Here is a 26,165-nt window from a genome sequence, read left to right on the forward strand (position 1 = left end):
TAACTCTCTGCGTGGGAATGCATATGGAAACGTTCTGCGTTCCACGCCTATGGATTCTACTGCAATAAAGCCCTTATCACCCATACGAACAACTCAAGAGAATACCGTGAATCAACAAACAACAGATATTCATGCGCATAAAATTCTTATTCTGGATTTTGGCTCACAATACACTCAGTTAATAGCACGACGCATACGTGAGATAGGAGTTTATTGCGAAATTTATTCCTGTGATTGCAGCGATGAGGAAGTGATTGCCTTTGGCGCACAAGGGATTATTTTATCTGGTGGCCCTGAATCTGTTACAGCAGGAAATACACCCAGAGCACCACAGGCAGTTTTCAATGAGGGTGTTCCAGTATTAGGAATTTGCTACGGTATGCAAACCATGACCGAGCAATTGAATGGGAAGGTGGAAAGTTCAGATCACCGTGAGTTTGGTTATGCGCAAGTCAGAGCGCGTGGGCATTCTAAATTATTTATAGATATCGAAGACCATACTTCCCCCGAAGGCTACGGCTTATTAGATGTGTGGATGAGTCATGGCGATCGTGTAGTCGAATTACCCGAAGGCTTTAAGTTAATAGCCAGTTCCGATGGCGCACCTATTGCGGGTATTGCCGATGAAGCGCGTGATTTTTATGGCGTGCAGTTCCATCCGGAAGTGACCCATACTAAACAGGGCGGGCGTATTTTAAGCCGCTTTGTTCTGGATATTTGTGGCTGTGATGCCTTATGGGATTCAGCACATATTATTGATGAAAGCCTGCAAACCATAAAGCAAAAAGTTGGTAGTGATCAGGTTATTCTGGGCCTTTCTGGTGGGGTTGATTCATCCGTGGTTGCTGCTTTATTACATAAAGCAATTGGTGATCAGTTGACTTGTGTCTTCGTTGATACAGGATTGCTGCGTTTGAATGAAGGCGACCAGGTTATGGCTACTTTTGCCCAACATATGGGTGTAAAAGTTATTCGGGTCGATGCAGAAGAACGTTATCTGACAGCATTAGCAGGTAAAACTGACCCTGAGCAGAAACGCAAGATTATAGGTAATCTGTTTGTCGAGATTTTTGATGAACAAGCAGAGAAATTAAGCGATGCAAAATGGCTGGCACAAGGAACTATTTATCCGGATGTTATTGAATCAGCAGGTGCTGCCAGTGGTAAAGCGCATTTAATAAAATCGCATCATAATGTTGGTGGCTTGCCGGAAGATATGACTCTAAAACTACTCGAACCCTTACGTGAGTTATTTAAAGATGAAGTACGTAAATTAGGCACGGAATTAGGTTTACCTTACGATATGATTTATCGCCACCCTTTTCCAGGGCCAGGTCTAGGCGTGCGAATCTTGGGGGAAGTCAAAAAACAATATGCTGATTTACTGCGTCAGGCCGATGCTATCTTTATGGATGAATTGTATAAGCAGGATTTATATCAAACAGTCAGCCAAGCTTTTGCGGTCTTTTTACCGATCAAATCCGTTGGTGTGATGGGGGACGGGCGGCGTTATGATTATGTGATTGCCTTACGTGCCGTAGAAACCATAGACTTTATGACGGCACGCTGGGCACATCTACCTTATGATTTTTTAGGCCATGTATCCACGCGGATTATTAATGAAGTTGATGGTATTTCGCGAGTAACTTACGATATTTCAGGTAAGCCTCCCGCTACTATAGAATGGGAATAAGCCAGGCAGAGGATGAAGCCTGGATGCGGCATGCGATTAGGCTTGCACAGCGTGCAGAAGCGCAAGGGGAAGTGCCGGTAGGGGCAGTACTTGTTCTGAATAATCAATGTATTGCCGAAGGCTGGAATACACCGATTACTGATAATGATCCAACAGCACATGCAGAAATCTGCGCTATGCGCCATGCAGGGCAGAGGCTTGATAATTATCGCTTAATAGACAGTACCTTATACGTTACCTTAGAGCCTTGCGTGATGTGCATGGGAGCGATTGCCCATGCGCGTGTTAAACGCCTGGTATTTGGTGCAATAGATGCAAAGCGAGGCGCAGTTTGTAGTGCGCTAGAGCTAAGCAATGCGGATTTTCTAAATCATCAGATTGACTGGCAGGGCGAAGTGCTGGCAGAAACTTGCGGTGGTTTATTAAGAGATTTTTTTAAAGCGAAGCGAAAAAAACTGTAGAGCGGACTTTAGTCCGCAGCTCCGCACGATATCGCTTAACTATTTAAAGGAGAAGCAGATGCAAGAACATAGCAAATTTAGTGCCTTTATACTAGGTGCCTTTATATTTCTGGGACTGGCAACTGTTGGCTATCAGCTGGGAAATGCTGCTATTCAATACAAAGAGTATGAGCGTACAGTCACAGCAAAAGGCCTGTCAGAGCGTGAATATCCAGCCGATATTGTCATCTGGCCGATTCAGTTTACAGAGTCGAGCAATGACCTTACCCAGCTTTATAGTTCTATAGAGGCGAGTAATTCCAAGATTAAGAATTTTCTAGAAAAAAACAAAATCAGGAGCGATGAGATATCTATTTCTGCACCGCAAATTACCGATAAGTCCGCTCAACAATATGGTAATGCCAAGGCAGAATTCCGTTATACTGCGCAGCAAACCGTGACCGTTTATTCTGAAAATATCCAGATTGTTCAGGATGTTATGAGGTTATTGCCGGAATTAGGGAAAACGGGGATAGCCTTTACCGGGAATAACTATCAATCCCAGACAGATTATATTTTTACCCGGCTAAATGAAGTCAAGCCAGAAATGATAGAAGAGGCAACATGCAATGCTAGAGAAGTAGCAGAAAAATTTGCCGCTGACTCCGACAGTAAGCTGGGTAAAATTAGGCGCGCAACACAGGGACAGTTTAGCATCAGCGCCAGAGATAAAAATAGCCCCTCTATCAAAAAAATCAGAGTGGTCTCGACAGTTGAGTATTATTTGTCAGATTGAGGATGATTTTACCTAAATTGCCAGAATCGGGACTGACACGACAGGGGGAGCTAGCGTAACCAGGTGTCTCAGAATTTTTATATTTTATCGAGTAAGCCCCGTTACCAGGCGAACAAGTGACAAAGTCTGGTTCTTTCACCGCTATTTTTTCAAAGCCTTTGCAAAGGCATTAGCCATAGACCCTTGTGCTGGGGTTGGCACACTTGCTGGCTTGGGCTTATGTGTTTTTCTTGTTTGAGCGTTGTCAGATTTTCCGCTTTTACTTTCTGCGGGTGCTTCTTTTTTCATTGATAAAGCAATTCGTTTACGCGGGATATCAATTTCAAGCACCCTCACTTTAACCATCTCTCCGGTTTTTACCACGTCACGCGGATCTTTTACATACACATCAGCTAAATGTGATATATGTACTAGGCCATCCTGATGCACTCCAATATCTACAAAAGCGCCGAAATTAGCAACATTAGTGACTACGCCTTCTAAAGTCATGCCTTCTTTCAGGTCAGTGATTTTTTCTATGCCTTCTTTATAGGTAATGCTTTTAAATTCGGGGCGAGGGTCACGGCCTGGCTTTTCCAGTTCCTGCAAAATATCAGTTACAGTGGGCAAGCCAAACACTTCATTGGTGTAATCAGCCGCATTTAAACCGCGTAGGAAACTGCTTTTGCCGACTAGTTCGTTGATCGTGGTCCCTGTTTTTTTAACAATGTCTTCAATCACAGGGTAGGCTTCGGGGTGCACAGAGGAAGCGTCCAGTGGGTTATTGCCATTCATAATACGCAAAAAACCTGCCGCTTGTTCATAGGCTTTTTCGCCTAAACGAGGCACTTTTTTTAATTGCTTCCGGTTGGTAAATGCTCCTTGCTCATCCCGAAAAGCTACAATGTTTTGGCTGATGGTATTGCTTAAGCCGGAAACCTGTTTGAGTAATGCAGCAGAAGCAGTATTTACATCTACACCAACAGCATTCACGCAATCTTCGACGACAGCATCCAGACCTCGGGCTAATTGAGACTGATTCACATCATGTTGATATTGGCCAACCCCAATGGATTTTGGCTCTATCTTTACAAGTTCCGCTAGCGGATCTTGTAAGCGGCGGGCAATAGAGACTGCACCGCGTAGAGATACATCTATATTTGGAAACTCTTTTGAAGCCAGTTCAGATGCGGAATAAACTGAAGCGCCCGCTTCTGAAACAGTTATCTTGCTAAATTTCAGGTCTTTATGTTGCCTGATTAAATCGCTAACCAATTGATCGGTTTCTCTGGAGCCAGTGCCATTTCCTATGCTGACCAGTTCTACCTGATGTAGTTTTATCAATTTAGCCAGAGTGTCTATAGACGCATCCCATTGATTTCTGGGGGCGTGTGGGTAAATAGTATCGGTTGCCAGCAATTTTCCCGTGGTATCGACTACGGCAACTTTGACTCCAGTGCGTATGCCGGGGTCTAAACCTAAAGTGGCTTTGGGGCCTGCAGGTGCTGCCAGTAATAAATCTTTTAGATTATTGGCAAACACACGTATGGCTTCCAGTTCTGCAGCTTCGCGTAACTGTTGTTTTAAGTCTAGGTCAATGCGGGTGAATAATTTAACTTTCCAGGCAAAACGTGCCGTTTCTGCTAGCCAGGCATCCGCTGCTTTGCTGGTATCGGTGACTTGAATTTGTCGTGCGACGATTTGCGCGCAAAGCAGATGCTCTCCTTTTTCATCGTTACCCGGAAATAAAGTCAGGTTGAGCAGGTTCTCATTACGGCCACGAAATAAGGCTAATGCGCGATGTGAAGGGATTTTATTAATTGCTTCCTGAAAGTCAAAATAATCTTTGAATTTAGCGGCTTCTGCTTCTTTGCCTTTGGCGACAATTGATTGAATAATGCCTTTTTGCCAGATACGCTCACGTAGAGTGCTGACTAGTTCGGCATCTTCGGAAATACGCTCCATAATGATCTGGCGTGCGCCGCCCAGAGCAGCGGCAATATCAGGAACAACTTTATCTGCATTGATATAGGCAGTAGCGACTTGCTCGGGTGTGCAGTCTCTATCGTTTAAAATAGCATCCGCCAAAGGTTCTAAACCTGCTTCACGGGCTATCTGTGCTTTAGTGCGGCGTTTGGGTTTATAGGGTAAATATAAATCTTCCAGACGGGTTTTAGTCTCTGCTTGTTTAATGGCTTGCTCTAATGCGGGTGTTAATTTTCCTTGTGATTCGATACTTTCTAATATCGTTTTGCGGCGTGCATTCAGTTCGCGTAAATAGATTAAGCGCTCATCTAACAAACGTAGCTGGATATCATCTAGCCCACCGGTTATTTCTTTGCGATAACGTGCAATAAAAGGGACGGTCGCGCCTTCATCAAGTAGGGAAACCGCGGCATTAACTTGTTTTAGGCTAACGGCTAATTCGTCGACAATTTTCTGATTTACGTCCATTTATAATGATGTCTGGGTAATGGCTTACAAGCCGTGTATTGTATCAGTGTGAGTGCTGCATAAATAGAGTCTTTGAGAGAGTTATGAATAAACGGTATGATACTTTTTGCATTACAGAATGGGAACTATAAACCTAAAAACCGCAGTTGATTGCTATAAAGCACTCTAAGCATCAGAATGTTACACTAATGATCGAATATATCTATCACTTTTTGGGTGAGTATACCCCGCTTCACAGTTTTGTGAATAAATCTGAGAGCGAAGTACTGCGTTACAGCCCTTGCCAAGGGCTACGGCCATTGCCTACGGGCTGTGCCTTGTCTTTCGCACTCAGATTTTCCACAAAATCCGTGCTCAATTGCGGCTTCTAGGTAAAAATTTAATGAAATTAGCACTGTTGGCGGGTACTCAATCGGGCTGTGGAAAAACTACGATTATGCTGGCTTTATTACAGTATTTTAAAGCGCAGCAGCGAGATGTCGTGTCATTTAAGGCAGGGCCCGATTTTTTAGACCCTTTATGGCATCAGGCAGTGACGGGTAGACTTTCGTATAATATCGATACGCGCATGATCGGCGCAGACTTGTCAAAACAGCTGATGACTACTCAGGAGGAAACAGCTGAGATTGGCATAATAGAAGGCGTAATGGGCTTGTTTGATGGTCGTTCAGGCGTGGGAGGCAGTGGCTCTAGTGCAGAATTGGCTAACACTTTAGAGGTGCCTGTTTTTTTGGTGATAGATGCTAAGGGGATGAGCGGCTCTATTGTGCCTATGGTGAGTGGCTTTGCAGATTATGCTCAGAAAATGGGCGTGACGATAGCTGGAATTATTGCTAATCGAGTCGGTAGTGCTCATCATGCAAAATTATTACGCGAAGTACTTCAAACGCATAAAAAACCGCCATTGATCGCCTGGATGGAAAAAAATGCACCGGAATTACCTGAACGACACTTGGGCTTAGTACAACCCTCGGAAGTAACATTGCCCGATTTTTTGCCTTTTCTGCATAGTGAGGCAGAGGATTTATCGGCTTTGTTTGCACAGCAGAGTTATGGAGTATGCGATACCCATTCAACAATGGGCATATTAAAGAATAAAAAAATTGCCGTAGCAAAAGATGCAGCCTGCTGTTTTATTTACCCTGCTAATTTAGATTTTTTACAGCAGCAGGGTGCGGAGCTATTGTTTTTTTCGCCTATAGCGGGTGATACCGTTCCCGAAAGTGCAGACGCTTTGTGGTTACCGGGTGGGTATCCAGAATTATTTGCAGAAAGTCTATCGCAGTCAAAAAGCTGGTCATCTCTACACACGTTTATTGAGGCGGGTAAGCCGGTACTAGCAGAGTGCGGAGGGGCAATGCTATTAGGTAATGCGTTGATTGATCTTGATGGTCGGCAGTGGCTGATGGCCAATATATTGCCATTTCAATCAAGGATGCAAACGAAACTGGCTTCTTTGGGTTATCGTGAAGAGGCATCGGGTATCAGAGGACATGAATTTCATCATTCAGTCCGTGAATCTGAACAGGTATTGCAGCCTTGCTTTCAGGTGGAGCGAGGTGATAAAGGTATACGTTATAAGAATTTACGCGCTTCTTATGTGCATTGGTATTTTGCCAGTGCGCCTGAAGTGATAGCAGAATGGCTGAGTGCCAGCGGGTAGAGCGGACTTCAGTCCGCCAGTCGCAGGTCACTCCCAATAAATTAGCGGACTGAAGTCCGCTCTACAGGAATACGCAGGATATAATGAAAGAAAGAGAACGTCGTCAGGGTATTGTTGTCGTCAATACCGGGGAAGGTAAAGGTAAATCATCTAGTGCATTTGGCATGGTGTTTCGTGCTGCAGGCTGGGGCATGAAAGTTTGCGTGATCCAGTATATTAAAGGCAAATGGCAGACAGGCGAGCACAAGGCAGCAGAACGTTTTGATAACATCGAATGGCATGTGCTAGGAGATGGCTTTACCTGGGATACTAAAAATCCGGAGCAGGATATTAAAACCAGCCGGGAAATATGGGAATTTAGTAAGCAAAAAATCTTATCGGAAGAGTATGATTTTGTTTTATTAGATGAGATAAATTATTGCTGCGGCTATGACTGGATTTCCGGGCAGGAAATTGCAGATTTTATCAGCAATGAAAAACCGCCCTGGATGCACTTGGTATTAACCGGGCGGAATGCTGCACCTGAAGTGATAGAAGCAGCACATACGGTAACAGAAATGACCAAGGTCAAGCATGCCTATGGTCAAGGTATAAAAGCAGCGCAGGGTGTGGAGTTTTAGGTGTATAAAAACACCTGTAGGGCGCGGCTTTAGCCCGCCTTTGTCAACGGGGTGGATTAATATGGCGGGCTAAAGCCGCGCCCTACAGGTTGCCCAAAATAATAAGCTAAGCATATCAAAAGAAAAATGAAACAGCTACACCCTGAGATAGAACCCTTTAATACCTTTTTTCTTGAGACAGGAAGTCAGCATAAGGTTTATGTAGAGCAATCCGGCAATCTGGACGGCATTCCAGTGGTGTTTTTACATGGTGGGCCAAGCTCAGGAACACGCCCTGGGCAGCGCTGTTTTTTTGATCCTGAGGTGTATCATATTATCTTGTTTGATCAACGCGGTTGTGGTCAGTCCCTGCCCTTTGGTGAGCTAGAGAATAATACCACGCAAGATTTAATTGCGGATATGGAGCGTATTCGGAAGCAGCTAAATATAAAACAGTGGCTATTATTTAGTGGTTCCTGGGGTAGTGCCTTAGCTTTACTATATGTGCAGCAATATACTGAAGTAGTTTCAGGAATGATTATTCGCGGAGTGTTTCTGGCGCGACCACAGGACCTGGACTGGTTTGTTCGGGAGGGTGCTAGTCGCATCTATCCAGAGGCATATCAGGTGTTGCTAGATAGTATGCCGGGGCAGAATATTGAATTGCTCTACACAACCTTATGGTCTGGTGATGAGCAGGTAGCACGAGATGTGACAGCAGCCTGGATGCACTGGAGTAGCCAGGTGGCAGTTGGAGCGGCTTATCAACGGACAGATCAGCCCGAAGCTATTACGCAAAAAATGGTGGATCAGGTGAAAATGGAATTGAATTATGCGCGTAATCATTATTTCATCGAGGAAAATCAGATTTTAGAAAATTGCGCCAGAATACAGAATATTCCGACTATTATTATTCATGGCAGATACGATTTTGTCTGCCCAATGGCTGCAGGCTTAAGTTTATCAAAGGCTTTGCCGCAAGCAGAGTACAGGGTGCTGGAACATGCCGGACATATTGCTCAGGGTGATGAAATGATTGATGCGCTAGTTGATGCAAGTGAAAAAATGGCAATGAGATTAGCTAAATGAGTATACAGAAAAAACGCCTGGTTATCGCTATGACTGGTGCCACAGGCGCAATTTATGGGGTCAGAATGTTGCAAGTGTTACAGCAACAGGATGACTGGGAGTCTCACCTGGTAATTTCAAATGCGGGTCTGGTCAATTTAAAATATGAACTGGATATGTCGCGTAGCGAATTATACGCTTTGGCCGATATTACCCACGGTGTAGATGATATTGCTGCATCTATAGCGAGCGGTTCTTTTAAAACGGAAGGTGTGATTGTTTCGCCCTGCTCGATGAAAACATTGGCGGCGATAGCGCACGGCTTTGGGGATAACCTGATTTCGCGTGCGGCAGATGTGGCGCTAAAAGAACGTCGCCGTGTGGTTATTATGCCGCGCGAAACGCCGTTAAATTTGGCGCATATTCGTAATATGGCCAGCGTAACCGAAATGGGTGGAATTATATTCCCGCCGATGCCTGCGTTTTACAATAAGTCTAATTCGATAGCCGCAATGGTTGATGAAGGCGTAGGGCGCGTACTGGATATGTTTGGGGTGAATGTAGAGGGCTTGTATACGCATTGGGAGGGGTTGTAGGATTTTTTAGTCTCCTAAGAGTTCTTTGCGCGGGTTATTGAGCCTGAACGATAGGAGCAGGAGCCCAGGAGCCCTTGCCGGCCGGAAGGATGGAAGGTGCTTCCAGCTTAGGCCAGTATAGACGCATGACCAAATAGATTGGCCCGTCTGGAGCTGGGAGCCAGTTGGCTTCCTTTGTCTTTTCGGGTGAGTCCTTCTGAATATAGAGCGTTAATGAGCCGTCTTCATTTTTGTTCATATTCGGTAACATGGGCGAATTGATAAGGTAGCGATTGATCGGGTTCTTAATCAGAAATTGCGTCTTACCGTCATACATTGTGACTGACCAGAACGCCTTCACGGGCGGTAGCTGGTTAGCAGGGAACGTCAGTGTATAGTTGTGCTTGCTACCATCAAGGGGCTCACCGCTTGCATCTGTCCGGGTAGCCGGATACATGGCCTCGAGGGCATTGTTTCCGTAGATGCCTGCTCTGGCAGCAGCGGCTCTCTTCAGCCAATGACTGTTGTAGAAGGCTTGATCACCAAAAAGTGAACCAATCTTCCAGCCGTTTATATTTTTCATTCCGGTCGCTAGAAAATCATTTACTTTTTTGTCGCCATCTTTCATTGCCTGTAAGGCGTCTGCTTGATGTTCTAGGGAAAGATCTTTGAATTCGAAGCTCTTGCCCGGCCCAACTCCGATTCTGGCGAGCCGAGCTCTGATCGCCTTGTTTTCCTGCGTTAATGGCACAAACTGGAGGGCGGCATCAAGATAGCTGTAGAAGTTTTCTTTGATGCCCTTGGTCGTGGCCGGAAGGAAATTGACCTTTGCTGGTGCTGGCGGTGCGGGTTGTTTCAGGAATGCGGATAGTGGCTGGGCTTTGTATCCCGCTTGCACTTTTGCTACATTTTCCATGTCCTCAGCGTTGAAAAGCTGGGTGCGAAATATGGTCAGCGAGAAGGGTGTCGATGATTGGAAAACCTTTTTAATTTCTGCCGGTGCCTCACCTTTCCAGTTGGGGCCAGCCACGAGATAATTACCTGGTTCTGTTCCGGTTGCGCGGCTACCGACATAGCCATAGTTGTATGCGTTGCCGTCTACAAACTGTACCGAGTAGTAGCGATCTTTGGGTACTGCAGGTACTGAAATGACCATGGGTTCCGTGCGTAAGTCCAGCCAGAGCATCGAATAGGGTGTGTCACTATTGGGGGTGACGATAGTCGTGTCCTTGTAGGTAAAGACCTGGGTATCGTTATACATTCTGTTAAACGTCGCCTGGTACTGCCCCGAATTCTTGGCAAGGGTAAATTCATTCATTACAGCATAGTTCATTACGATCGGCAGGCCGTAGATAAAACCTTCCTCGGCAATATCTTTGATATCTTCAAGTCCGGTCTGGGCAGAGCCTTTGGTATCTACATGCTCAGTCTTGGCAAGGTTTTTGGCATTTTCAAGTTCAACCTTGGCAAGGCTTAACTTAATGGCCGCTATTTCAGCTGCAATATCTGGATCCGCTTTAGTGCTACAGCCGCTGAGCACGCTTATAAGGGTTGCGAGTATTAAGGCATTGAAAATAGTTCGCTTGTTGCTCATGATGTTTCCTTAAATCATTAATATACTGTTTCCTAGCTCTATATCCCCATCGTTATTTATAAAGCTTTCGAGTTTTTACTATTACGAAAAATCAACGGTTTTTCATCAGTCGATAAAGCACTTTCCCTAGCGGCATCGATCGCATCCTGAACAACTTGTTTATCTGGTGACTTGCTACATACAGGGTCGGTTTTATACATATCACCCGTCAGCAAATAGGCTTGACAACGACAGCCGCCAAAATCCTTGTCTTTTTCATCACAGCTTCTGCAGGGTTCCTGCATCCAGTCATTACCTCGGAAAAAATTAAAGGCTTTGGACTCGTACCAGATATCTGTAATGCTATGGTCATTGACATTCGGGCAATCTAAGCCGGGTAATTCACGCGCGGAATGACAGGGTAGGGCAACACCATCTGGTGCAATGCTTAAAAAGGTGGTTCCCCAGCCATTCATGCAAGCTTTTGGGCGGTCTTCATAAAAATCAGGTACTACGTAATAGATTTTCATTTTGCCAGCGACTTTTTCCTTAAAGTCTTGCGCGATTTTTTCTGCTTTTTCAAATTGTTCTTGAGAGGGGAGCAATAAATCACGATTAGCATGTGCCCAGCCATAATACTGGGTATTGGCTAACTCTAGGTAGTCAGCACCCAGTTCTTCAGCCATTTCCAGAATTTCGGGCATCTGATGGATGTTTTTACGATGAATGACCACGCATAATACCATTGGGTATTCGTGTTTTTTTACCAGGCGGGCAACTTCCTGCTTATGCAGGAAAGATTCGGTGCCGGCAAGATGATCATTCAGGTCTTTACTGCTGGCCTGTATGCTGACTTGAATATGGTCCAGTCCCGCGTCTTTAAGCTGAATGATTTTTTCTTCGGTTAGGCCGTAGCCTGAGGTAATCAGGTTGGAATAATAGCCTAGCTCGCGTGCATGTTGGACTAATTCAGGAAGATCCTGGCGTGTTAAGGGTTCTCCACCCGAAAAGCCAAGCTGCACAGCGCCCATTTTACGCGCTTCGGAAAGCACTCGTTTCCAGTCATCTGTACTGATTTCACCGCTATTATGCGCATAATCTAGTGGGTTGGAGCAATAAGGGCATTGCAGCGGACATTTATAGGTCAGTTCTGCAAGTAACCAGCGCGGAGGAGTGATGTTAGTTTTGTTGGATCCAGCCATTATTAAGTGCCACGTTTAGGAAGCTAGTGATATCGTTTTTTAAGCCCGTTGTTGCAAATTTTTCTTCTAGGTCAAGCACGATTTGATCCAGATTTCGGGTGCCATCGCAAAGCTTTAAAATCTCAGCAGAACTCTGGTTTAGTTCAACCATGCCTTCGGGATAGAGTATAACATCTTTTTGCTGTGCTTCTTCCCATTGCAGACGGTGCATGGGGGAGAAACTGATGGGTGAAACAGTGTTTATGGTCATATATGCTTAGTGTAGGCTGGGTTAGATTTTTGAACGTAGTGAAAAAACGTAACCCGGCAATATGCAGGATTATCGGTAAATGCCGGGTTACGTTATCGCGCAATGCTTGATAATCTAACCCAGCCTACATTTTAGTTGTTTTCAATATTAAAATAAGGAGGCATATCATTTATATAAGCCATATACATCGCATCAGCCATGGACCATAAGACATTTAACTTGAATTGTAGAATATCCAGCATACGCTCTTGTTGTTCGCGTGTCTTATAGTAATCTAGCGTGATTTCCAGGCCATGCACTACATCGCGTCGCGCTTCTGACAGGCGTTTGCGAAAATAAATATAGCCTTCCTGATCTATCCAGGGGTATAACTCGGGCCAGTTATCCAGGCGTTGCTGGTGAATTTTGGGCGCGAATAATTCAGTCAAAGATGAACTTGCAGCCTCATGCCAGTCAGACTTTCTAGCGAAGTTAACATAGGCATCGACGGCAAATTTTACTGCTGGTAATACATGCTCTAGTGAAGTGACTTCTTCACGTGTCATGCCAACAGCAATGCCCAATTGCACCCAGGCCTCTATACCGCCAGGGTCTCCGGGGCGGCCATCATGATCAAGAATACGCTGCGTCCAGATAGCACGCGTTTCACGGTCTGGGCAGTTGGCTAAGATGTTGGCATCTTTAATGGGAATCATAATCTGATAGTAAAATCGATTCGCCACCCAACCCTGTAATTGTTTTTGCGTTAGTTTTCCCGCATTCATTAAAGTGTGCATGGGGTGGTGGATATGATAATACTTTTCCTTGCCACGTAACTGGGCTTCAAACTCTTCGCGAGACCACGGTGTTTGTTCAGTCATATCTAAAGCTCTATATTCATGTTGTCAAACGACACTTCGATGTCGTGCTGGTTGAGTATTTCGCGCTCTTTTGATTCTTCATTGAGAATCGGGTTGGTGTTATTGATGTGGATCAATATTTTGCGCGGTTTATCCATGGCGTCAAGCACTTCGATCATGCCGTCTTTACCCGATTGTGGTAAATGGCCTATTTTTCTCGCCAATAATGGCCGGCCAACGGAGGCAAGCTCATCATCCGTCCAGAATGTACCGTCTACTAAAACGCAGTCAGCAGTCGTCATTGCTTTTTCTACATGTGGTTCAATCAGACCTAAGCCAGGTGCGTAAAAGACTGTTTTGCCGGTTGAGACCTGACGAATGACCATACCTATATTATCACCTTCGTGTGGATCATTCCGGTGGGGTGAGTAGGGTGGAGCTTTGCTTTTAAGTGCTAAAGCAGTGAACTCTAGGTCATTAATATTGGGTATGGTAAAAGCATCACCATTTAATGGGATAGGGTGATCTTTAACCCCACAAAAGTGCTCCAGAATATTAAAAATAGGAAAGCCAGTGCTAAGGTCTTGCTTAACCATGTCTGTGCAATAAATATTTAGCGGATCACCTTCGCGCAGAATAAGCAGGCCAGTCGCGTGGTCAATTTGCGAGTCAATCATGACAATCGCTTCTATACCAGTGCCGCGTACTTTGTTTTTCGGGTGAATTTCCGGGAAACCTTCCAATTGAGCGCGTACATCGGGTGAGGCGTTAAATAACACCCAATGTTCACCATCGGAAGAAATGGCAATGGATGACTGGTTACGTTTAGTGGCTTTAATAGAACCTGCTCGTACGGCTTTGCAATTTGGGCAACTGCAATTCCATTGTGGAAAGCCGCCGCCTGCACCTGAACCGAGAACTTTGATTTTCATATTTCTTAAGCTTGCTGATTAATCTGATGAGTGAAGGAGCAAATGATACGGGATTAATAAGTTACAGGCAAAAAAAAGGAGGCTGGATAAGCCCCCTTTTTAGATCTTAAACCTTAAAAATTAACGGTTATAGATGTACATAGTTACTTCAAAACCAAAACGTAGGTCTGTGTATGCTGGTGTTTCCCATTTCATATTATATCCTCCGAAGTTATATTTAATTCTTTTTATACTAGCTCGATCAAGTAAGCTGGTTCAAAGTATACGATGATCTGTTTTTTTGCGCAACTTATACTTCGCACGGCCACGGTTGCGGTTTTCTGGCGGCCGATTTTCGCCGATAGCTGAGTTGCTTAAACAGGTGCATAGCTAGCTATGCACCTGTTTAAGCGCCTTGCTCTCAACCACAATCAACTCGCTATAAAATCCGCAACCGTCACCGCGCGAAGTATAATTAAAGTGGTTAGCAATACGTTAACCTAGAAAAATCAGTTGCTCACGGTTTCTAGTACACGCTTTTGATTCCACAGCATGTCCAAATAATGCCTGATTAACCTAGGGGTGAATCTAATATTTTTTGAAAGTGTTATATTAATTTAATATCTTGCACTATAAATTCGCGCTCAACTGATTTTTCTAGGTTTAAGGATCCTTAGGAAAGAATAGCGGTTAATACTTGAACACCGTTAGCTACAGCGTTATATTAAGACATTGATAAAAATAATAAAAATAATAAAAAGAGATAAGGAGAATAAACATGGTTGGTGATGTATTTGAACTGGTTTTCTTCATGTGGGCTATTGGTATCTTTGCATTTGCGCCACTAGGTTACTTTATCTATATGTACACGATGAAAAGTGGCGAACCTTTTGGAGACACTGAACCACACGGTGATAGTGAATCAAAAGTGCTTGATATGGCTGAAGGATTTATTCACAAGATAAAAGGTTTATTGGGTAAAAAATAAGCTGGAGCTTGCTAGCCTGACGACATGTAGAAACTGACTGTAGGGGCAATCCCTTGTGGTTGCCCATGCCCACCAGATACGTAACCACAGAAAGGGCAACCACAAGGGATTGCCCCTACAGTCAGTTTCTACATGTCGGGCAATTAATATTTTTACGTAGCTTCATTTCATTCCATTGCATGGATAGCCCATCCAGCAAGAGTAATCTACCTGCCAAGGTTTCACCAATATTCATGATTAGCTTCATTGCTTCCATCGCTTGAATGCTGCCGATAATTCCTGTTATTGGAGAAATAACGCCATTGGTAGCGCAATTCTGTAATTCTTCGCCATTCTCGGTATATAAACAGTTATAGCAAGGGCTGTCATCGCCAGTGCTAAATACACTGACTTGTCCCTCAAAGCGGATTGCAGCGCCTGAAACCAAAGGCTTTTTATGTTTCACACAAGCCTTATTAATTGCAAAGCGCGTGGTGAAATTATCTGAGCAATCCAGTACCACATCCGCTTTAAATACCTGATTTTCTAACTGTTCTCCCTCTAGGCGCTGCTTGACCGCAATCACTTCAGTGTCGGGGTTTATTTTATTTAATGTTTCTCGGGTTGAAATGACTTTATCCGTCCCAATATCGTCTGTGTAATGCGTAATCTGTCTTTGTAGGTTGGATAAATCTACCTGGTCATCATCATAGATGGTTAGCGAGCCAACGCCAGCAGCGGCAAGATAGAGTGAAGCTGGCGAGCCTAGCCCGCCAGCCCCAATAATAAGTACCTGTGCATTGAGTAAGTTTTCCTGTCCCTCTATATCCACTTGAGGAAGCATGATTTGGCGGCTATAGCGTAATAGTTGTTGGTCGTTCATAGGGCTGTAATGTTAGATAAGTAGACTGTTAATGATGCCACAAACTTGACATACTGCAAAAGCTGATTATTATTAGCACTCGTATTGAGTGAGTGCTAACAATTTTATTTTTATTTTTTTATTATTATTATCAGGAGATGTTAATGAATATACGTCCTTTACACGATCGTGTGATAGTTAAACGTGTTGAAGAAGAAACAACAACAGCAGGCGGTATTGTTTTACCTGGTTCGGCAGCTGAAAAACCAAGTGAAGGCGAGATACTCGCTGTTGGTAGTGGTAAACAATTAGATAACGGTGAAGTACGCGCGTTAGAAGTCAAAGTTGGCGATAAAGTACTATTTGGCAAATACTCTGGCTCAGAAGTTAAGGTCGATGGCGAAGAAGTGATTGTTATGCGCGAAGAAGACATTATGGGCATCTTAGGCTAAGCCGAACGATAAATCAGAATTCATATATCTACACAAATAATTAGGAAATAACATGGCCGCAAAAGAAGTAAAATTCGGAGATGACGCACGCTCTTTAATGGTAAATGGCGTAAATATTCTAGCTAACGCAGTAAAAGCAACATTAGGACCAAAAGGTCGAAATGCAGTTTTAGATAAAAGCTTTGGCGCACCAACGATCACTAAAGATGGTGTCTCGGTTGCAAAAGAAATCGAATTAGATAATAAATTCGAAAACATGGGCGCACAAATGGTTAAAGAAGTTGCTTCGCAAACCTCTGATGTTGCGGGTGATGGAACAACGACTGCTACTGTGTTAGCACAAGCGATTGTCAATGAAGGCTTAAAATCAGTGGCTGCAGGCATGAATCCTATGGATTTAAAGCGTGGTATTGATTTAGCGGTGATTAAGTCCGTTGAAGCAATTATCGCCTCTGCAACACCTTGTACAGATAACAAGGCGATTGCACAGGTAGGAACTATTTCTGCAAACGCCGATGAGTCTGTTGGTGAAATCATTGCAAAAGCAATGGAAAAGGTGGGTAAAGAAGGCGTTATTACTGTTGAAGAGGGCACAAGCCTAGACAACGAATTAGACGTAGTTGAAGGAATGCAGTTTGATCGTGGTTACTTGTCTCCATACTTCATCAACAACCAGGAAAGTATGAGTGTTGAGTTAGATGAGCCATTTATCTTATTGTTCGATAAAAAAATCTCCAATATCCGTGATTTACTACCAACACTGGAAGGCGTAGCTAAAGCAGGTCGTCCTTTATTGATTGTTGCTGAAGATGTAGAAGGCGAAGCGCTAGCGACTTTAGTTGTTAATAATATGCGTGGTATCGTTAAAGTGGCGGCGGTTAAAGCGCCTGGCTTTGGTGATCGTCGTAAAGCAATGTTAGAAGATATTGCAGTCTTAACGAGTGCAACTGTTATTTCTGAAGAAATCGGTTTATCTTTAGAAAAAGTTGAAATGGATCAATTGGGAACTGCCAAGAAAATACAAATCACAAAAGAAAATACTGTGATTGTAGATGGTGCGGGTTCTGAAGAAAACATCAAAGGTCGTGTGGCACAAATTCGTGCACAGGCTGAGGAAGCAACATCAGACTACGACAAAGAAAAGCTACAAGAACGTCTTGCTAAATTAGCAGGCGGCGTTGCAGTAATCAAAGTCGGTGCAGCCACTGAAGTTGAAATGAAAGAGAAAAAAGCACGCGTAGAAGATGCATTGCATTCAACACGCGCAGCGGTTGAAGAAGGTGTTGTAGCGGGTGGTGGTGTTGCTCTGGTTCGTGCACTAAGTGCTCTGGAGGGTGTTGAAGGTGCAAACCATGACCAGAAAGTTGGCGTGGATATTTTACGCCGTGCAATGTCAGCGCCTTTACGCCAGATCGTCACTAACGCGGGTGATGAAGCCTCTGTTGTGCTAAATCAAGTAGCTAGCGGTGAAGGTAACTATGGTTATAACGCTGCAACAGGCGAATATGGCGATATGATCGCAATGGGTATTCTGGATCCAGCTAAAGTAACGCGTGCAGCATTGCAAAATGCGGCTTCTGTTGCCAGCTTAATGATCACGACTGAAGTGATGGTTGCAGATGCACCATCTGACGAAGGTGCAGCTCCTGCAATGCCTGATATGGGCGGCATGGGTGGAATGGGCGGCATGATGTAAGCCAGTCCCTTTAAGTTTAGCTTTATAAAGAGCCTCGCTAGCGAAAGCTAGCGGGGTTTTTTTGTGCTTTAATCAGTGAGTAGAATGGACTGCGAATCACTAACTCAGGTTCTGAATTCTGATTTATAAGTAATTGAAATATAATTATAAATATATATTTGTAGTACTCAGCTGCGGTTTTTAGGATTATAATCTACGATGCTTCACGCAAAGAGACGCTTCGAGAAACCACCCAGCCCTGCAGCTAACAGGGACTAAAAATCTTCACTACGCTAAAAAAACTCTGTTTTCAGGGTTTTGAGCGGAAGAGCAGGGCATGTTTCAGCAAACCTCGCTAAAAACATTTTAAAACGGATTTTATTTTGCTCATCGCAACATTTGGGCTTTCAGGGTTAACCATTAAAGATCTGGTTGTCGGGTGAATAATAACATCCATATCTTCCATGGGAATTGCTCCCAAAAGCACTTCATCGCCTAGAATCATGACACCAACAAATGCTGTGCGATTGGCAAAGTTGACTTTTACAGGTCCGGCGTAAGGAATCAATTGCCTACTTCCATCAGCTAAAGTAACTTCCCTTTCTTCTAGGGTGGATAATTTTAATTGCAGTGCTAAATGTTTGGGAATACACAAATGTAGTGCGCCTGAATCAACTAAAGCATCGGTTTTAATTGCACTCAGTTCTGACAGGGCCGGATTTGATATTTGAATTTCTGCATAAACAGGGCTCATTTAACACTCCTATATTTTACTGTGGTTATCTTACATTCTCTTCTGTAAAACCTACTTATTCCTGTATTCCGTGCTGAATTTTTTGGGGTTTAAGTGCATATACAATAAAGGCTAGCGCCCTCTTTAAAGTACTTTAAGTAATACTTAGTATGCTACTCCAGCAAATAACCCTGGGCATGCTCTTTATAAGTACTTACTTGCTGTTTTTCCCAGGCCGTATCTAAGCCTAACTCTTTTGCCATTAGATTAGCTACGGTGGGTGCCATCTGCATGCTTGCTCGCGCATTTAAAAATAGGGCCCGTGTTCTGCGCGCGAGAAAATCTTCCACGCAACGGGCCATTTCTTCCCGGGTAGCCCAGATTACTTCTGCTTTGATATAGGGCAAATCCGGGTGTAACGGTTCGGCTAGTTCAGCATGCTTGTTGATGATATCTGCTATGCCCGCAGCATCGGTACCATAAACGCTCAAGTGGGAATCGCTAGAAGAGCTATTCATAGCCCCGTGAATAGGCATTTCCTGTGTCACACAGGGTTTCTCCTGTAAATCTACTAGCAATATTGCCTTATCAACAATTTCTTCGCCCATGCGGCGATAAGTAGTCCACTTGCCACCAATAATCGAAATTAGGCCAGAGTGTGAAATTGTCAACTTATGGCCGCGGGAAATCTCTTTGCTTGCTTCACCCTTTTGTTCTGGTGCTGCCAGAGGTCTTAATCCGGCAAATATTGATAATACATCACTGCGAGTGGGTGCCCTGTGCAGAAAAACGGCTGCAGTGTCGAGAATAAAATCAATTTCTTCTTCCTGAGCTCTGGGCTCGATAGTGGGCTCTAAGCCCGGTGTGTCAGTGGTGCCAACAATGACATGATTGTGCCAGGGAACCGCGAATAATACACGACCATCCTCGGTTTTAGGAATCATAATTGCTTTATCACCCGGTAAAAAGGATTTGTCGAGCACTATATGCACTCCCTGGCTGGGAACAACAGTCTTGGACATTCCTGGTTGATCCATAGCATGAATCTGATCAACAAAGATGCCTGTTGCATTAACCACTACCTGGGCTTTAACCGTGAACGCCTGAGCACTCTCAGAATCATGCAATTTGACTCCTGAGATCATACCTCCAGCATCTTTTAACAATGCAGTGACGGCACAATAATTGGCGACACAGCCTCCTTTGTCGACTATGGTTTGTGCCAGATTAACGGCAAGCCTGGAGTCGTCAAACTGGCCGTCATGATAAATGACCCCGCCTTTGAGACCTTCTTCAACCAGATTAGGGATAGCGCGCATGGCTTCTTCTTTAGAGATATGTACTGATGGACCAAACCCCAGTTTTCCAGCCATCAGATCATATACTTTTAATCCTGCTGTATAAAAAGGGCCAGCCCACCAGTCATAATTGGGTATGATAAATTCCAGGTTTTTGACCAGATGAGGTGCATTCTGCTTGAGTAACCCTCGTTCATGCAATGCTTCCAGTACCAGTGGAATATCTCCCTGCGCTAGATAGCGAACGCCGCCATGTACCAGTTTGGTACTGCGTGATGAAGTCCCCTTGGCAAAATCGTATTTTTCCAGAACCAGAGTCTGGTACCCTCTTGATGCAGCATCCACACCTGCTCCCAAACCTGTAGCGCCACCCCCGATGATAATGATGTCCCAAATTTTATCTGGATCACGTTGTATCTCTTTAAGTGCATGAGTTCGTTGCATAGCTGTATCCTCATTGTGGAGTATTTTCCGACGGCTGTCTGTGTTGCAAATTTAGATAAGTACCCATGCAAAATTAATTTAACCTTTTATGCAAACTCTACTTTGTAATTCTTTCCAATATTAGACAGCACCTTAAATAATTCTTCCTGAAGAGAGGCATAGGATTCATAAGCTGAAAAAGGAAGCCATTCGTATTTTATTTTACGCCATATAATCTCGATAATATTTAACTCGGGTGAGTATGGCGGTATACGGTAAATGGATAGGTTTTTTTCTTTCCACCTTTCAAGGTTTTCATTAAATTCATTACTCGTATGAGTCGATGCATTATCAATAATAAGAGTTGTTGGTTTTTTAATCTGTTTAGCAAATTCATCAATACAAGCCACAACAACCGAAGTGTTTACACTCCCTTCAAAAACAAAAGAATCAAACCTGCAATCTCTGTTAACAAAACCTAATACATTAAGACGCTTGCTGTTTGAGCTTGGTATTTCAATCGTCTCACCTGACTGTTGCCAAGCATAAGGAACACAGGGTTCTAGTGTAAACCCCGACTCATCAAAGTAGCACAAATCAAGTTCATTCTCTTTATGTTGTTGTATTAATTCTTTTATTTCATCGGTTGCCAAATCAAATTTATCTTGATTACGCTTTATCCTTAAGGATTTTCTAACTCGTTTCCAAACAAGATCAGCTTGTTTACAAATACGTTTTATAGTATCAATGCTAACTGAAATGCCTAGATCTTCTTCAAATTTTGCTAGTACTGATTTTAATGATCTAGGAGATTTTTCAACTCTCTGGACTAAGCTTATTTGTTGTTTTTCAGTTAAAATACCTCGCCGTCCTCTTCCCTGACAGTCAACCAATCCATCGATTCCATTCTTTTCCCAGTTAGAAAACCAAGTGGAAACAGTTTGGCGGCATACGTTATAAATAGAACAAATCATGGGAACAGAATGCTCTTTGAAACTTAATAAAATAGCATGAGCTCGACTTCTACTTAAATGAAGTGGATGGTTTTTATGCATCACATTTAAAGCAGTAATTTCTTCTGGGAGTAGGTGTTTTATATAGAGCACAAACATTTAGAGTCAGCAAAATAATTGTTTATTATGACACCTTTTTTCGTTAAATTAATTTTGCGTAAGTACTTAATCCTAGAAAAATCAGTTGAGCGCGAATTTATAGTGCAAGATGTTGGTTTCACAGTGCCTTCAAAAAATCTTAGCTTCACCCATAGGTTAAGCGGGCATTTTTTGGAAGTGCGGTGGAATCAAGAGCTTGTGCTAGAAATCGTGAGCAACTGATTTTTCTAGGATAATTGTTAGTCTGCCCAGTGCATTGACCTGTCTATAGCTTTTAGCCATTTCCGCTTTAATATTTCGATCTCTTCTGATGCTATAGTGCCATGGAATTCACGCTCAATTTTTCCTTTCTGGCAAATTTCAGCCAAGGTCCAGAATCCTGTCGCAATACCTGCAAGATAGGCCGCTCCTAACGCGGTGGTTTCAAGGTTTGAGGGTCTTATAATATGAATAGCAGAAATATCTGCCTGGAATTGAATTAACAGATTATTCGCCGTGGCGCCTCCATCGATACGTAGTTCCGAAATCGGTACTCCTGTATCGGCATTCATCGTCGATAAAAGTTCATCAACCTGAAAACAGATGCCCTCCAGTGCAGCGCGGGTAATATGTCCACTGGTTGTACCACGGGTGATGCCAAAGATCGAGCCGCGCGTATGTGGATCCCAATGCGGAGCAGCAAGCCCGGTAAGTGCCGGTACAAAAACAACTCCGCCATTATCTGCAACACTGGCTGCCAGTGTTTCACACTCCGCTGCATTCTCGAACAGATGCAAGCCATCACGCAACCATTGAATGACCGCACCACTAGTAAAAACACTCCCTTCTAGGGCATAAACAACTTGATCATCAATTTTCCAGGCAATCGTAGTTAACAGTTGGTTGTCGGAAGCTACCTTTCTGGAGCCGGTATTCATAATTAAGAAAGAACCGGTTCCGTAGGTGCACTTAGCCATCCCTTCTTTAAAGCACTGTTGCCCAAAGAGAGCGGCTTGCTGATCTCCAGCAATCGCAGCAATAGGAATCCCGGTACCCACGTCAGGATGCCGGGTAACACCATAGCATTCGCTAGAAGATTTGACTTCAGGCAATAGCGATGCGGGAATATTAAACAGTTGCAGTAGTTCATCATCCCATTGCAACCGATCAATATCAAAAAGCAGGGTGCGTGATGCGTTAGTGACATCGGTGATATGTAGTTCGCCATTACTCAGATTCCATACCAACCAGGAGTCGATGGTACCGAAAGCCAGTTCACCTCGTGCAGCTTTATCTCGTGCGCCATCAACATGATCCAGTATCCAGCAGATTTTTGATGCTGAAAAATAGGCATCGATAAGTAAGCCTGTTTTTGCTTTAATCATGGCCTCCACCCCGGTTTCTTTTAGCTGGGCACACTTATTTGCGGTCCGTCTATCCTGCCATACAATAGCATTATAGATAGGCTTGCCTGTAGAGCGCTCCCAGATAACCGTGGTTTCTCTTTGATTAGTGATGCCTATCCCTGCAATATCCTGCGGGTTTAGATGTTGTTGTGCCAACACCTGTCTGAACACGGCAGCCTGCGTCTGCCATATTTCTTCAGCATCGTGTTCGACCCAGCCGGGTTGTGGGAAGATTTGCTGGAATTCCTGTTGCGCCACAGCGATAGGGTTAGCTTGCTGGTCATAAACTATACAGCGTGAACTGGTCGTACCCTGATCAATAGCTATAATATATTTCATAATTTACCAACCGTATTGCTACTTAATTAACGGGATAGGGACTGCATGCCAGATTTGTCCCATTTCAGTAGGTAGGTGGTGTTAGTTATGCATCAAGTGGATCTGGGCGGCACTGCTTATAACCACGCTCTACCTTTGATTCAGCGACTTCTATAATACTCTCGTTTCCAAATGCATGTCCAATGGGTGCATGGTGCGAGGTGTGATTAAAAGTGAAGTAATCGTAACAAGCAAAGTTGTAGAGCGGACTTTAGTCCGCAATTCATGCTGAAATATAGCGGACTGAAGCCCGCTCTACAATAATGCAATTCATATTTACTTCACTTTTAATCACATTCCATGGCGCGGCATGAAAATTTCAGCTTGCGAAAAGCAGCAAAGAGTAGAGAAAAAAATCGAATTTTATTAAGATAAATTTGGCGCAGATTGAGAAAAAAGCGTAGGGGGGGTAACAGCTTAAAAAATCATTTTATTTAATATTCAGATGCTTATCATCAGTATTTTCATATTCTCGCCTACCCAGGAACTAATCGAGTCACGAGAGCCTGCATAAGGTCAACTAGAGGCTTTCCAGTAACTATCGCATTTTGAATAGCACGAATAGTATATGAGTTGATACGAGCGATTCTTTCCAGAAACAATAATGGGTTAACAAAATTTCGTATTGGAGAAAGCTGAAACTTGATTTAAGGGTTATGAATACGTTATATTGAACACTCGAATATCCAGGTAATGGGTAGTGATAATATGAAGCTAATGTTAAGTGTCGTTGCGCAAGCAGGCGATGAGATAGATAATATTACCTAAATCCTGCAAGCATTATACATAATAATCCACAAAACTCCTTATTAAACAATGATATAATATCATTTTCCTGATTTCACTATCTCATTGTTTTAATGAAGCCCTCTAAAGTATCAAAATCCTCATCTCACGTAAGAAACCGTACCCGAACGGTAAAAATGACATCTACAGCACATGGATTGACAAGCCAGGCGGGACTGATTCCCGTCGTGAAATATTTAGACAGGATAGGTTTTGAAAAAACCGTAAAACAAAGCGTTCCACATCGGCGGGGTGAAAATGCAGACCATCACTTATCTGATGTGGTTCTATTGACGTTGGTTGGCATGATGGGGGGAGCAACATCAATGGCAAAGGTGACGACCGTATGGGCAGATAGCGTACTGCGCAAAGTAGCTGGCTGGATAAAGATTCCTGTTGAAACCACAATTTTACGGATCTTTAAAGAAGTAAGTGATAGGCAGATAAGCCAGTTTGAAACGCTCACGCATACTTTGCGTGGTCAACACTGGCGGCGATTGCTTCGTTCCGGAAAATCGAAAACTGGCATACAATCCGTCCAGTGGGTCGATGTCGATTCAACTGTGGACACCGTTTGTGGTCGACAAGAAGGAAGTGCCAAAGGCTTCAACCCCAAAAAGAAAGGTGCCCGTTCATACCATCCACAACTCGCTTTTCTAGCGGAAACAAAAGAAATTTTACAAGCCTGGTTCCGGACAGGCAATGCCTTTACAAGCAATGGTGTTGTAGAATTTACCAAACAGTTACTTGCACACTTGCCCAATCGGATGCGCATTATTTTTCGCGGTGACAGTGGTTATTTTGTCGGTGATTTGCTTGAATTTCTCGATACCAGAGGGCATGGGTATCTAATAAAGGTTAAACTTAAGAATTTGAACGCATTGCTGGCCAAACAGGCCTGGACAGCCATACAAGGCCGACCCGGTTGGGAGCAGAGCGAGTTTCAATATCGTTGTGGTGGCTGGTCTCGCTCTCGTCAGTTTGTCGCGGTCAGGATAAAGCAACCTAAACAAGTGACAGGACCTCAGTCCGAGCTTTGGGATACGGCAGAATATGACTATTTTTGTTATGTAACAACTGAACCTCTATCGCCTTGGCAAACACATAAGAAGTATGGTGAACGAGCGACGTGCGAAACATGGATTGAAGAAGCAAAATCACAAATGGGTTTAGGTAAAATCAGAACGAATCAATTTCTGGCTAATGCCGCATTATTTCATTGCGCCGTTCTTGCCTACAATACCGTGCGCTGGATGGCTCAATTGAGTGGCAACAAAACGTTGTGCCAATGGGAGCCGGATACACTTCGTACTTATCTGATTCGGGTGGCTGGAAAATTACTCACAGGCAATAATCAGCTGAGAGTCAGAACACCTGCAGATCCGCTCTATCCACAGGAATGGGATGATTGGGTTAAGGTGGGGTTACTCGCTTAACATTAACCGAAGTTAAGTCACTTTGATTAAAAGGTCATGGCACGTTGGCAGGGTGTTTATTGCCTTGGGCTCGGGGGATATCCATACGATACAAAAAATTTCCTCTATTTATGATTTAAATCTGGATATTTTGATCGGTTGGACAAAGAGGGCTGGCAAAGCGGCAGTAAAAACCTAATAACCACTTAGCTAGACAGGTTAATGAGAGTCAAAATATGGGCTTGCAGGATTTAGGTGATACTAAAATTGCGGTTTCCGCAAAGGTTAACCCGGATATTAACAATCGCCCATCGCCTATAGTAGTACGTGTTTTTGAGTTGAAAAACCTGGGTATTTACACAGAGTCTGACTTTTATGACTTGTTTGAGAACTATGAATCAGTATTAGGTGGGGATTTATTAGCGTCAGAGCAATTTCATCTTAACCCTGGTGATACACAAACTCTCAAAAATAGTATTGCGACTGAAACAAAATATATTGCGGTCATTGCAGCTTTTCGTGATATTAACCGAGCTATGTGGAGGGACGCAGCTATTATCCCTGTTGAAAAGGACACACAAATACTGATATATGTTGATAAACTAAGCGTTAGTGTTTGGAAAAAATAACTGTTAGA

Annotated in this window: 24 protein-coding genes; 12 read left to right on the plus strand and 12 right to left on the minus strand. The window is 43.6% G+C overall.

Going from position 1 to position 26,165, the window contains the following annotated elements; translation table 11 throughout:
• Positions 1-106 precede the first annotated feature (106 nt).
• The 3 genes from guaA to ACQY3F_RS01080 are packed head-to-tail and all read left to right on the plus strand — an operon-like array spanning position 107 to position 2,929.
• Positions 107-1,693 (plus strand): glutamine-hydrolyzing GMP synthase, encoded by a 1,587-nt coding sequence (gene guaA / locus ACQY3F_RS01070; RefSeq protein ID WP_428353092.1) that lies wholly within the window; start codon positions 107-109, stop codon positions 1,691-1,693.
• Positions 1,684-2,154, plus strand: a complete 471-nt coding sequence (tadA, locus tag ACQY3F_RS01075) for a tRNA adenosine(34) deaminase TadA (protein WP_428353093.1) — start codon at positions 1,684-1,686, stop codon at positions 2,152-2,154. The genes guaA and tadA overlap by 10 nt, the downstream gene beginning before the upstream one ends.
• A gap of 58 nt (positions 2,155-2,212) precedes the next feature.
• Complete coding sequence (locus tag ACQY3F_RS01080) at positions 2,213-2,929, plus strand: SIMPL domain-containing protein (protein ID WP_428353094.1); 717 nt, start codon at positions 2,213-2,215, stop codon at positions 2,927-2,929.
• A gap of 141 nt (positions 2,930-3,070) precedes the next feature.
• Here the strand turns inward: ACQY3F_RS01080 and ACQY3F_RS01085 are convergent, their stop codons facing one another.
• Positions 3,071-5,362, minus strand: a complete 2,292-nt coding sequence (locus ACQY3F_RS01085; protein WP_428353095.1) for a Tex family protein — start codon at positions 5,360-5,362, stop codon at positions 3,071-3,073.
• Positions 5,363-5,744: 382 nt separating this feature from the next.
• Between ACQY3F_RS01085 and ACQY3F_RS01090 the strand changes: the two genes are divergently transcribed.
• From ACQY3F_RS01090 to ACQY3F_RS01105, 4 genes are all read left to right on the plus strand, one after another.
• Positions 5,745-7,025, plus strand: a complete 1,281-nt coding sequence (locus ACQY3F_RS01090; protein ID WP_428353096.1) for a cobyrinate a,c-diamide synthase — start codon at positions 5,745-5,747, stop codon at positions 7,023-7,025.
• 83 nt (positions 7,026-7,108) lie between these two features.
• Positions 7,109-7,645 (plus strand): cob(I)yrinic acid a,c-diamide adenosyltransferase, encoded by a 537-nt coding sequence (gene cobO / locus ACQY3F_RS01095; RefSeq protein ID WP_428353097.1) that lies wholly within the window; start codon positions 7,109-7,111, stop codon positions 7,643-7,645.
• A gap of 126 nt (positions 7,646-7,771) precedes the next feature.
• Positions 7,772-8,713, plus strand: a complete 942-nt coding sequence (gene pip / locus ACQY3F_RS01100) for a prolyl aminopeptidase (protein WP_428353098.1) — start codon at positions 7,772-7,774, stop codon at positions 8,711-8,713.
• Positions 8,710-9,288 carry a UbiX family flavin prenyltransferase gene (locus tag ACQY3F_RS01105; RefSeq protein ID WP_428353099.1) on the plus strand — a complete coding sequence of 193 codons (579 nt, stop codon included), beginning with the start codon at positions 8,710-8,712 and terminating at the stop codon, positions 9,286-9,288. Before pip ends, ACQY3F_RS01105 begins: the two co-directional genes overlap by 4 nt.
• A gap of 34 nt (positions 9,289-9,322) precedes the next feature.
• Here the strand turns inward: ACQY3F_RS01105 and ACQY3F_RS01110 are convergent, their stop codons facing one another.
• The 6 genes from ACQY3F_RS01110 to pqqA all read right to left on the minus strand — a co-directional run bounded on the left by ACQY3F_RS01110 (position 9,323) and on the right by pqqA (position 14,258).
• On the minus strand, positions 9,323-10,861 hold the full coding sequence (locus ACQY3F_RS01110; protein ID WP_428353100.1) for a DUF1254 domain-containing protein: 1,539 nt from the start codon (positions 10,859-10,861) through the stop codon (positions 9,323-9,325).
• Between the two features lie 56 nt (positions 10,862-10,917).
• Positions 10,918-12,042 carry a pyrroloquinoline quinone biosynthesis protein PqqE gene (gene pqqE / locus ACQY3F_RS01115; RefSeq protein ID WP_428353101.1) on the minus strand — a complete coding sequence of 375 codons (1,125 nt, stop codon included), beginning with the start codon at positions 12,040-12,042 and terminating at the stop codon, positions 10,918-10,920.
• Positions 12,020-12,292: a pyrroloquinoline quinone biosynthesis peptide chaperone PqqD gene (gene pqqD, locus ACQY3F_RS01120; RefSeq protein ID WP_428353102.1), complete on the minus strand. Its 273-nt coding sequence runs from the start codon at positions 12,290-12,292 to the stop codon at positions 12,020-12,022. The genes pqqE and pqqD overlap by 23 nt, the downstream gene beginning before the upstream one ends.
• A gap of 131 nt (positions 12,293-12,423) precedes the next feature.
• Positions 12,424-13,152: a pyrroloquinoline-quinone synthase PqqC gene (gene pqqC / locus ACQY3F_RS01125; RefSeq protein ID WP_428353103.1), complete on the minus strand. Its 729-nt coding sequence runs from the start codon at positions 13,150-13,152 to the stop codon at positions 12,424-12,426.
• Between the two features lie 2 nt (positions 13,153-13,154).
• On the minus strand, positions 13,155-14,063 hold the full coding sequence (gene pqqB / locus ACQY3F_RS01130; protein ID WP_428353104.1) for a pyrroloquinoline quinone biosynthesis protein PqqB: 909 nt from the start codon (positions 14,061-14,063) through the stop codon (positions 13,155-13,157).
• 120 nt (positions 14,064-14,183) lie between these two features.
• On the minus strand, positions 14,184-14,258 hold the full coding sequence (gene pqqA / locus ACQY3F_RS01135; RefSeq protein WP_080524503.1) for a pyrroloquinoline quinone precursor peptide PqqA: 75 nt from the start codon (positions 14,256-14,258) through the stop codon (positions 14,184-14,186).
• A gap of 562 nt (positions 14,259-14,820) precedes the next feature.
• On the opposite strand from pqqA, the gene ACQY3F_RS01140 reads away from it, so the two are divergent.
• Positions 14,821-15,030, plus strand: a complete 210-nt coding sequence (locus ACQY3F_RS01140) for a hypothetical protein (protein ID WP_428353105.1) — start codon at positions 14,821-14,823, stop codon at positions 15,028-15,030.
• Positions 15,031-15,151: 121 nt separating this feature from the next.
• Here ACQY3F_RS01140 and ACQY3F_RS01145 read toward each other — a convergent pair whose 3' ends face one another.
• On the minus strand, positions 15,152-15,892 hold the full coding sequence (locus tag ACQY3F_RS01145; RefSeq protein ID WP_428353106.1) for a HesA/MoeB/ThiF family protein: 741 nt from the start codon (positions 15,890-15,892) through the stop codon (positions 15,152-15,154).
• Between the two features lie 143 nt (positions 15,893-16,035).
• Between ACQY3F_RS01145 and groES the strand changes: the two genes are divergently transcribed.
• A complete protein-coding gene (gene groES / locus ACQY3F_RS01150; protein ID WP_428353107.1) occupies positions 16,036-16,323 on the plus strand; it encodes a co-chaperone GroES in 288 nt (95 codons plus the stop codon).
• Between the two features lie 52 nt (positions 16,324-16,375).
• Entirely contained in the window at positions 16,376-18,019 is a 1,644-nt protein-coding gene (gene groL, locus ACQY3F_RS01155; RefSeq protein WP_428353108.1) for a chaperonin GroEL, read from the plus strand.
• A 334-nt stretch (positions 18,020-18,353) separates the two neighbouring features.
• On the opposite strand, the gene ACQY3F_RS01160 is transcribed toward groL, so the two are convergent.
• The 4 genes from ACQY3F_RS01160 to glpK form a co-directional block, all read right to left on the minus strand.
• Complete coding sequence (locus ACQY3F_RS01160) at positions 18,354-18,752, minus strand: clan AA aspartic protease (protein WP_428353109.1); 399 nt, start codon at positions 18,750-18,752, stop codon at positions 18,354-18,356.
• A 152-nt stretch (positions 18,753-18,904) separates the two neighbouring features.
• The gene (locus tag ACQY3F_RS01165) at positions 18,905-20,473 is read right to left on the minus strand and encodes a glycerol-3-phosphate dehydrogenase/oxidase (RefSeq protein WP_428353110.1); all 1,569 of its coding nucleotides are present in this window, start codon (positions 20,471-20,473) and stop codon (positions 18,905-18,907) included.
• A gap of 86 nt (positions 20,474-20,559) precedes the next feature.
• Complete coding sequence (locus ACQY3F_RS01170) at positions 20,560-21,564, minus strand: IS630 family transposase (protein WP_428353111.1); 1,005 nt, start codon at positions 21,562-21,564, stop codon at positions 20,560-20,562.
• 239 nt (positions 21,565-21,803) lie between these two features.
• Positions 21,804-23,288, minus strand: coding sequence for a glycerol kinase GlpK (gene glpK, locus ACQY3F_RS01175; protein ID WP_428353112.1), 1,485 nt, complete (start codon positions 23,286-23,288; stop codon positions 21,804-21,806).
• An 899-nt stretch (positions 23,289-24,187) separates the two neighbouring features.
• Between glpK and ACQY3F_RS01180 the strand changes: the two genes are divergently transcribed.
• Positions 24,188-25,549: an IS1380 family transposase gene (locus ACQY3F_RS01180; RefSeq protein ID WP_428352972.1), complete on the plus strand. Its 1,362-nt coding sequence runs from the start codon at positions 24,188-24,190 to the stop codon at positions 25,547-25,549.
• A 221-nt stretch (positions 25,550-25,770) separates the two neighbouring features.
• Complete coding sequence (tssJ, locus tag ACQY3F_RS01185; protein WP_428353113.1) at positions 25,771-26,157, plus strand: type VI secretion system lipoprotein TssJ; 387 nt, start codon at positions 25,771-25,773, stop codon at positions 26,155-26,157.
• The last annotated feature ends 8 nt before the right edge of the window (positions 26,158-26,165 follow it).

This window comes from Methyloprofundus sp. (assembly GCF_965251085.1).
Classification (GTDB): domain Bacteria; phylum Pseudomonadota; class Gammaproteobacteria; order Methylococcales; family Methylomonadaceae; genus Methyloprofundus.

Coding starts and splice junctions, on each gene's coding strand:
- groL (WP_428353108.1), top strand. CDS start 16,376: ATGGCCGCAAAAGAAGTAAAATTCGGAGATGACGCACGCTCTTTAATG.
- pip (WP_428353098.1), top strand. CDS start 7,772: ATGAAACAGCTACACCCTGAGATAGAACCCTTTAATACCTTTTTTCTT.
- pqqB (WP_428353104.1), bottom strand. CDS start 14,063: ATGAAAATCAAAGTTCTCGGTTCAGGTGCAGGCGGCGGCTTTCCACAA.
- ACQY3F_RS01170 (WP_428353111.1), bottom strand. CDS start 21,564: ATGTTTGTGCTCTATATAAAACACCTACTCCCAGAAGAAATTACTGCT.
- tadA (WP_428353093.1), top strand. CDS start 1,684: ATGGGAATAAGCCAGGCAGAGGATGAAGCCTGGATGCGGCATGCGATT.
- pqqD (WP_428353102.1), bottom strand. CDS start 12,292: ATGACCATAAACACTGTTTCACCCATCAGTTTCTCCCCCATGCACCGT.
- groES (WP_428353107.1), top strand. CDS start 16,036: ATGAATATACGTCCTTTACACGATCGTGTGATAGTTAAACGTGTTGAA.
- ACQY3F_RS01080 (WP_428353094.1), top strand. CDS start 2,213: ATGCAAGAACATAGCAAATTTAGTGCCTTTATACTAGGTGCCTTTATA.
- ACQY3F_RS01160 (WP_428353109.1), bottom strand. CDS start 18,752: ATGAGCCCTGTTTATGCAGAAATTCAAATATCAAATCCGGCCCTGTCA.
- ACQY3F_RS01165 (WP_428353110.1), bottom strand. CDS start 20,473: ATGCAACGAACTCATGCACTTAAAGAGATACAACGTGATCCAGATAAA.
- pqqE (WP_428353101.1), bottom strand. CDS start 12,042: ATGGCTGGATCCAACAAAACTAACATCACTCCTCCGCGCTGGTTACTT.
- ACQY3F_RS01180 (WP_428352972.1), top strand. CDS start 24,188: ATGAAGCCCTCTAAAGTATCAAAATCCTCATCTCACGTAAGAAACCGT.
- ACQY3F_RS01105 (WP_428353099.1), top strand. CDS start 8,710: ATGAGTATACAGAAAAAACGCCTGGTTATCGCTATGACTGGTGCCACA.
- pqqC (WP_428353103.1), bottom strand. CDS start 13,152: ATGACTGAACAAACACCGTGGTCTCGCGAAGAGTTTGAAGCCCAGTTA.
- ACQY3F_RS01140 (WP_428353105.1), top strand. CDS start 14,821: ATGGTTGGTGATGTATTTGAACTGGTTTTCTTCATGTGGGCTATTGGT.
- cobO (WP_428353097.1), top strand. CDS start 7,109: ATGAAAGAAAGAGAACGTCGTCAGGGTATTGTTGTCGTCAATACCGGG.
- ACQY3F_RS01090 (WP_428353096.1), top strand. CDS start 5,745: ATGAAATTAGCACTGTTGGCGGGTACTCAATCGGGCTGTGGAAAAACT.
- glpK (WP_428353112.1), bottom strand. CDS start 23,288: ATGAAATATATTATAGCTATTGATCAGGGTACGACCAGTTCACGCTGT.
- ACQY3F_RS01145 (WP_428353106.1), bottom strand. CDS start 15,892: ATGAACGACCAACAACTATTACGCTATAGCCGCCAAATCATGCTTCCT.
- ACQY3F_RS01110 (WP_428353100.1), bottom strand. CDS start 10,861: ATGAGCAACAAGCGAACTATTTTCAATGCCTTAATACTCGCAACCCTT.
- ACQY3F_RS01085 (WP_428353095.1), bottom strand. CDS start 5,362: ATGGACGTAAATCAGAAAATTGTCGACGAATTAGCCGTTAGCCTAAAA.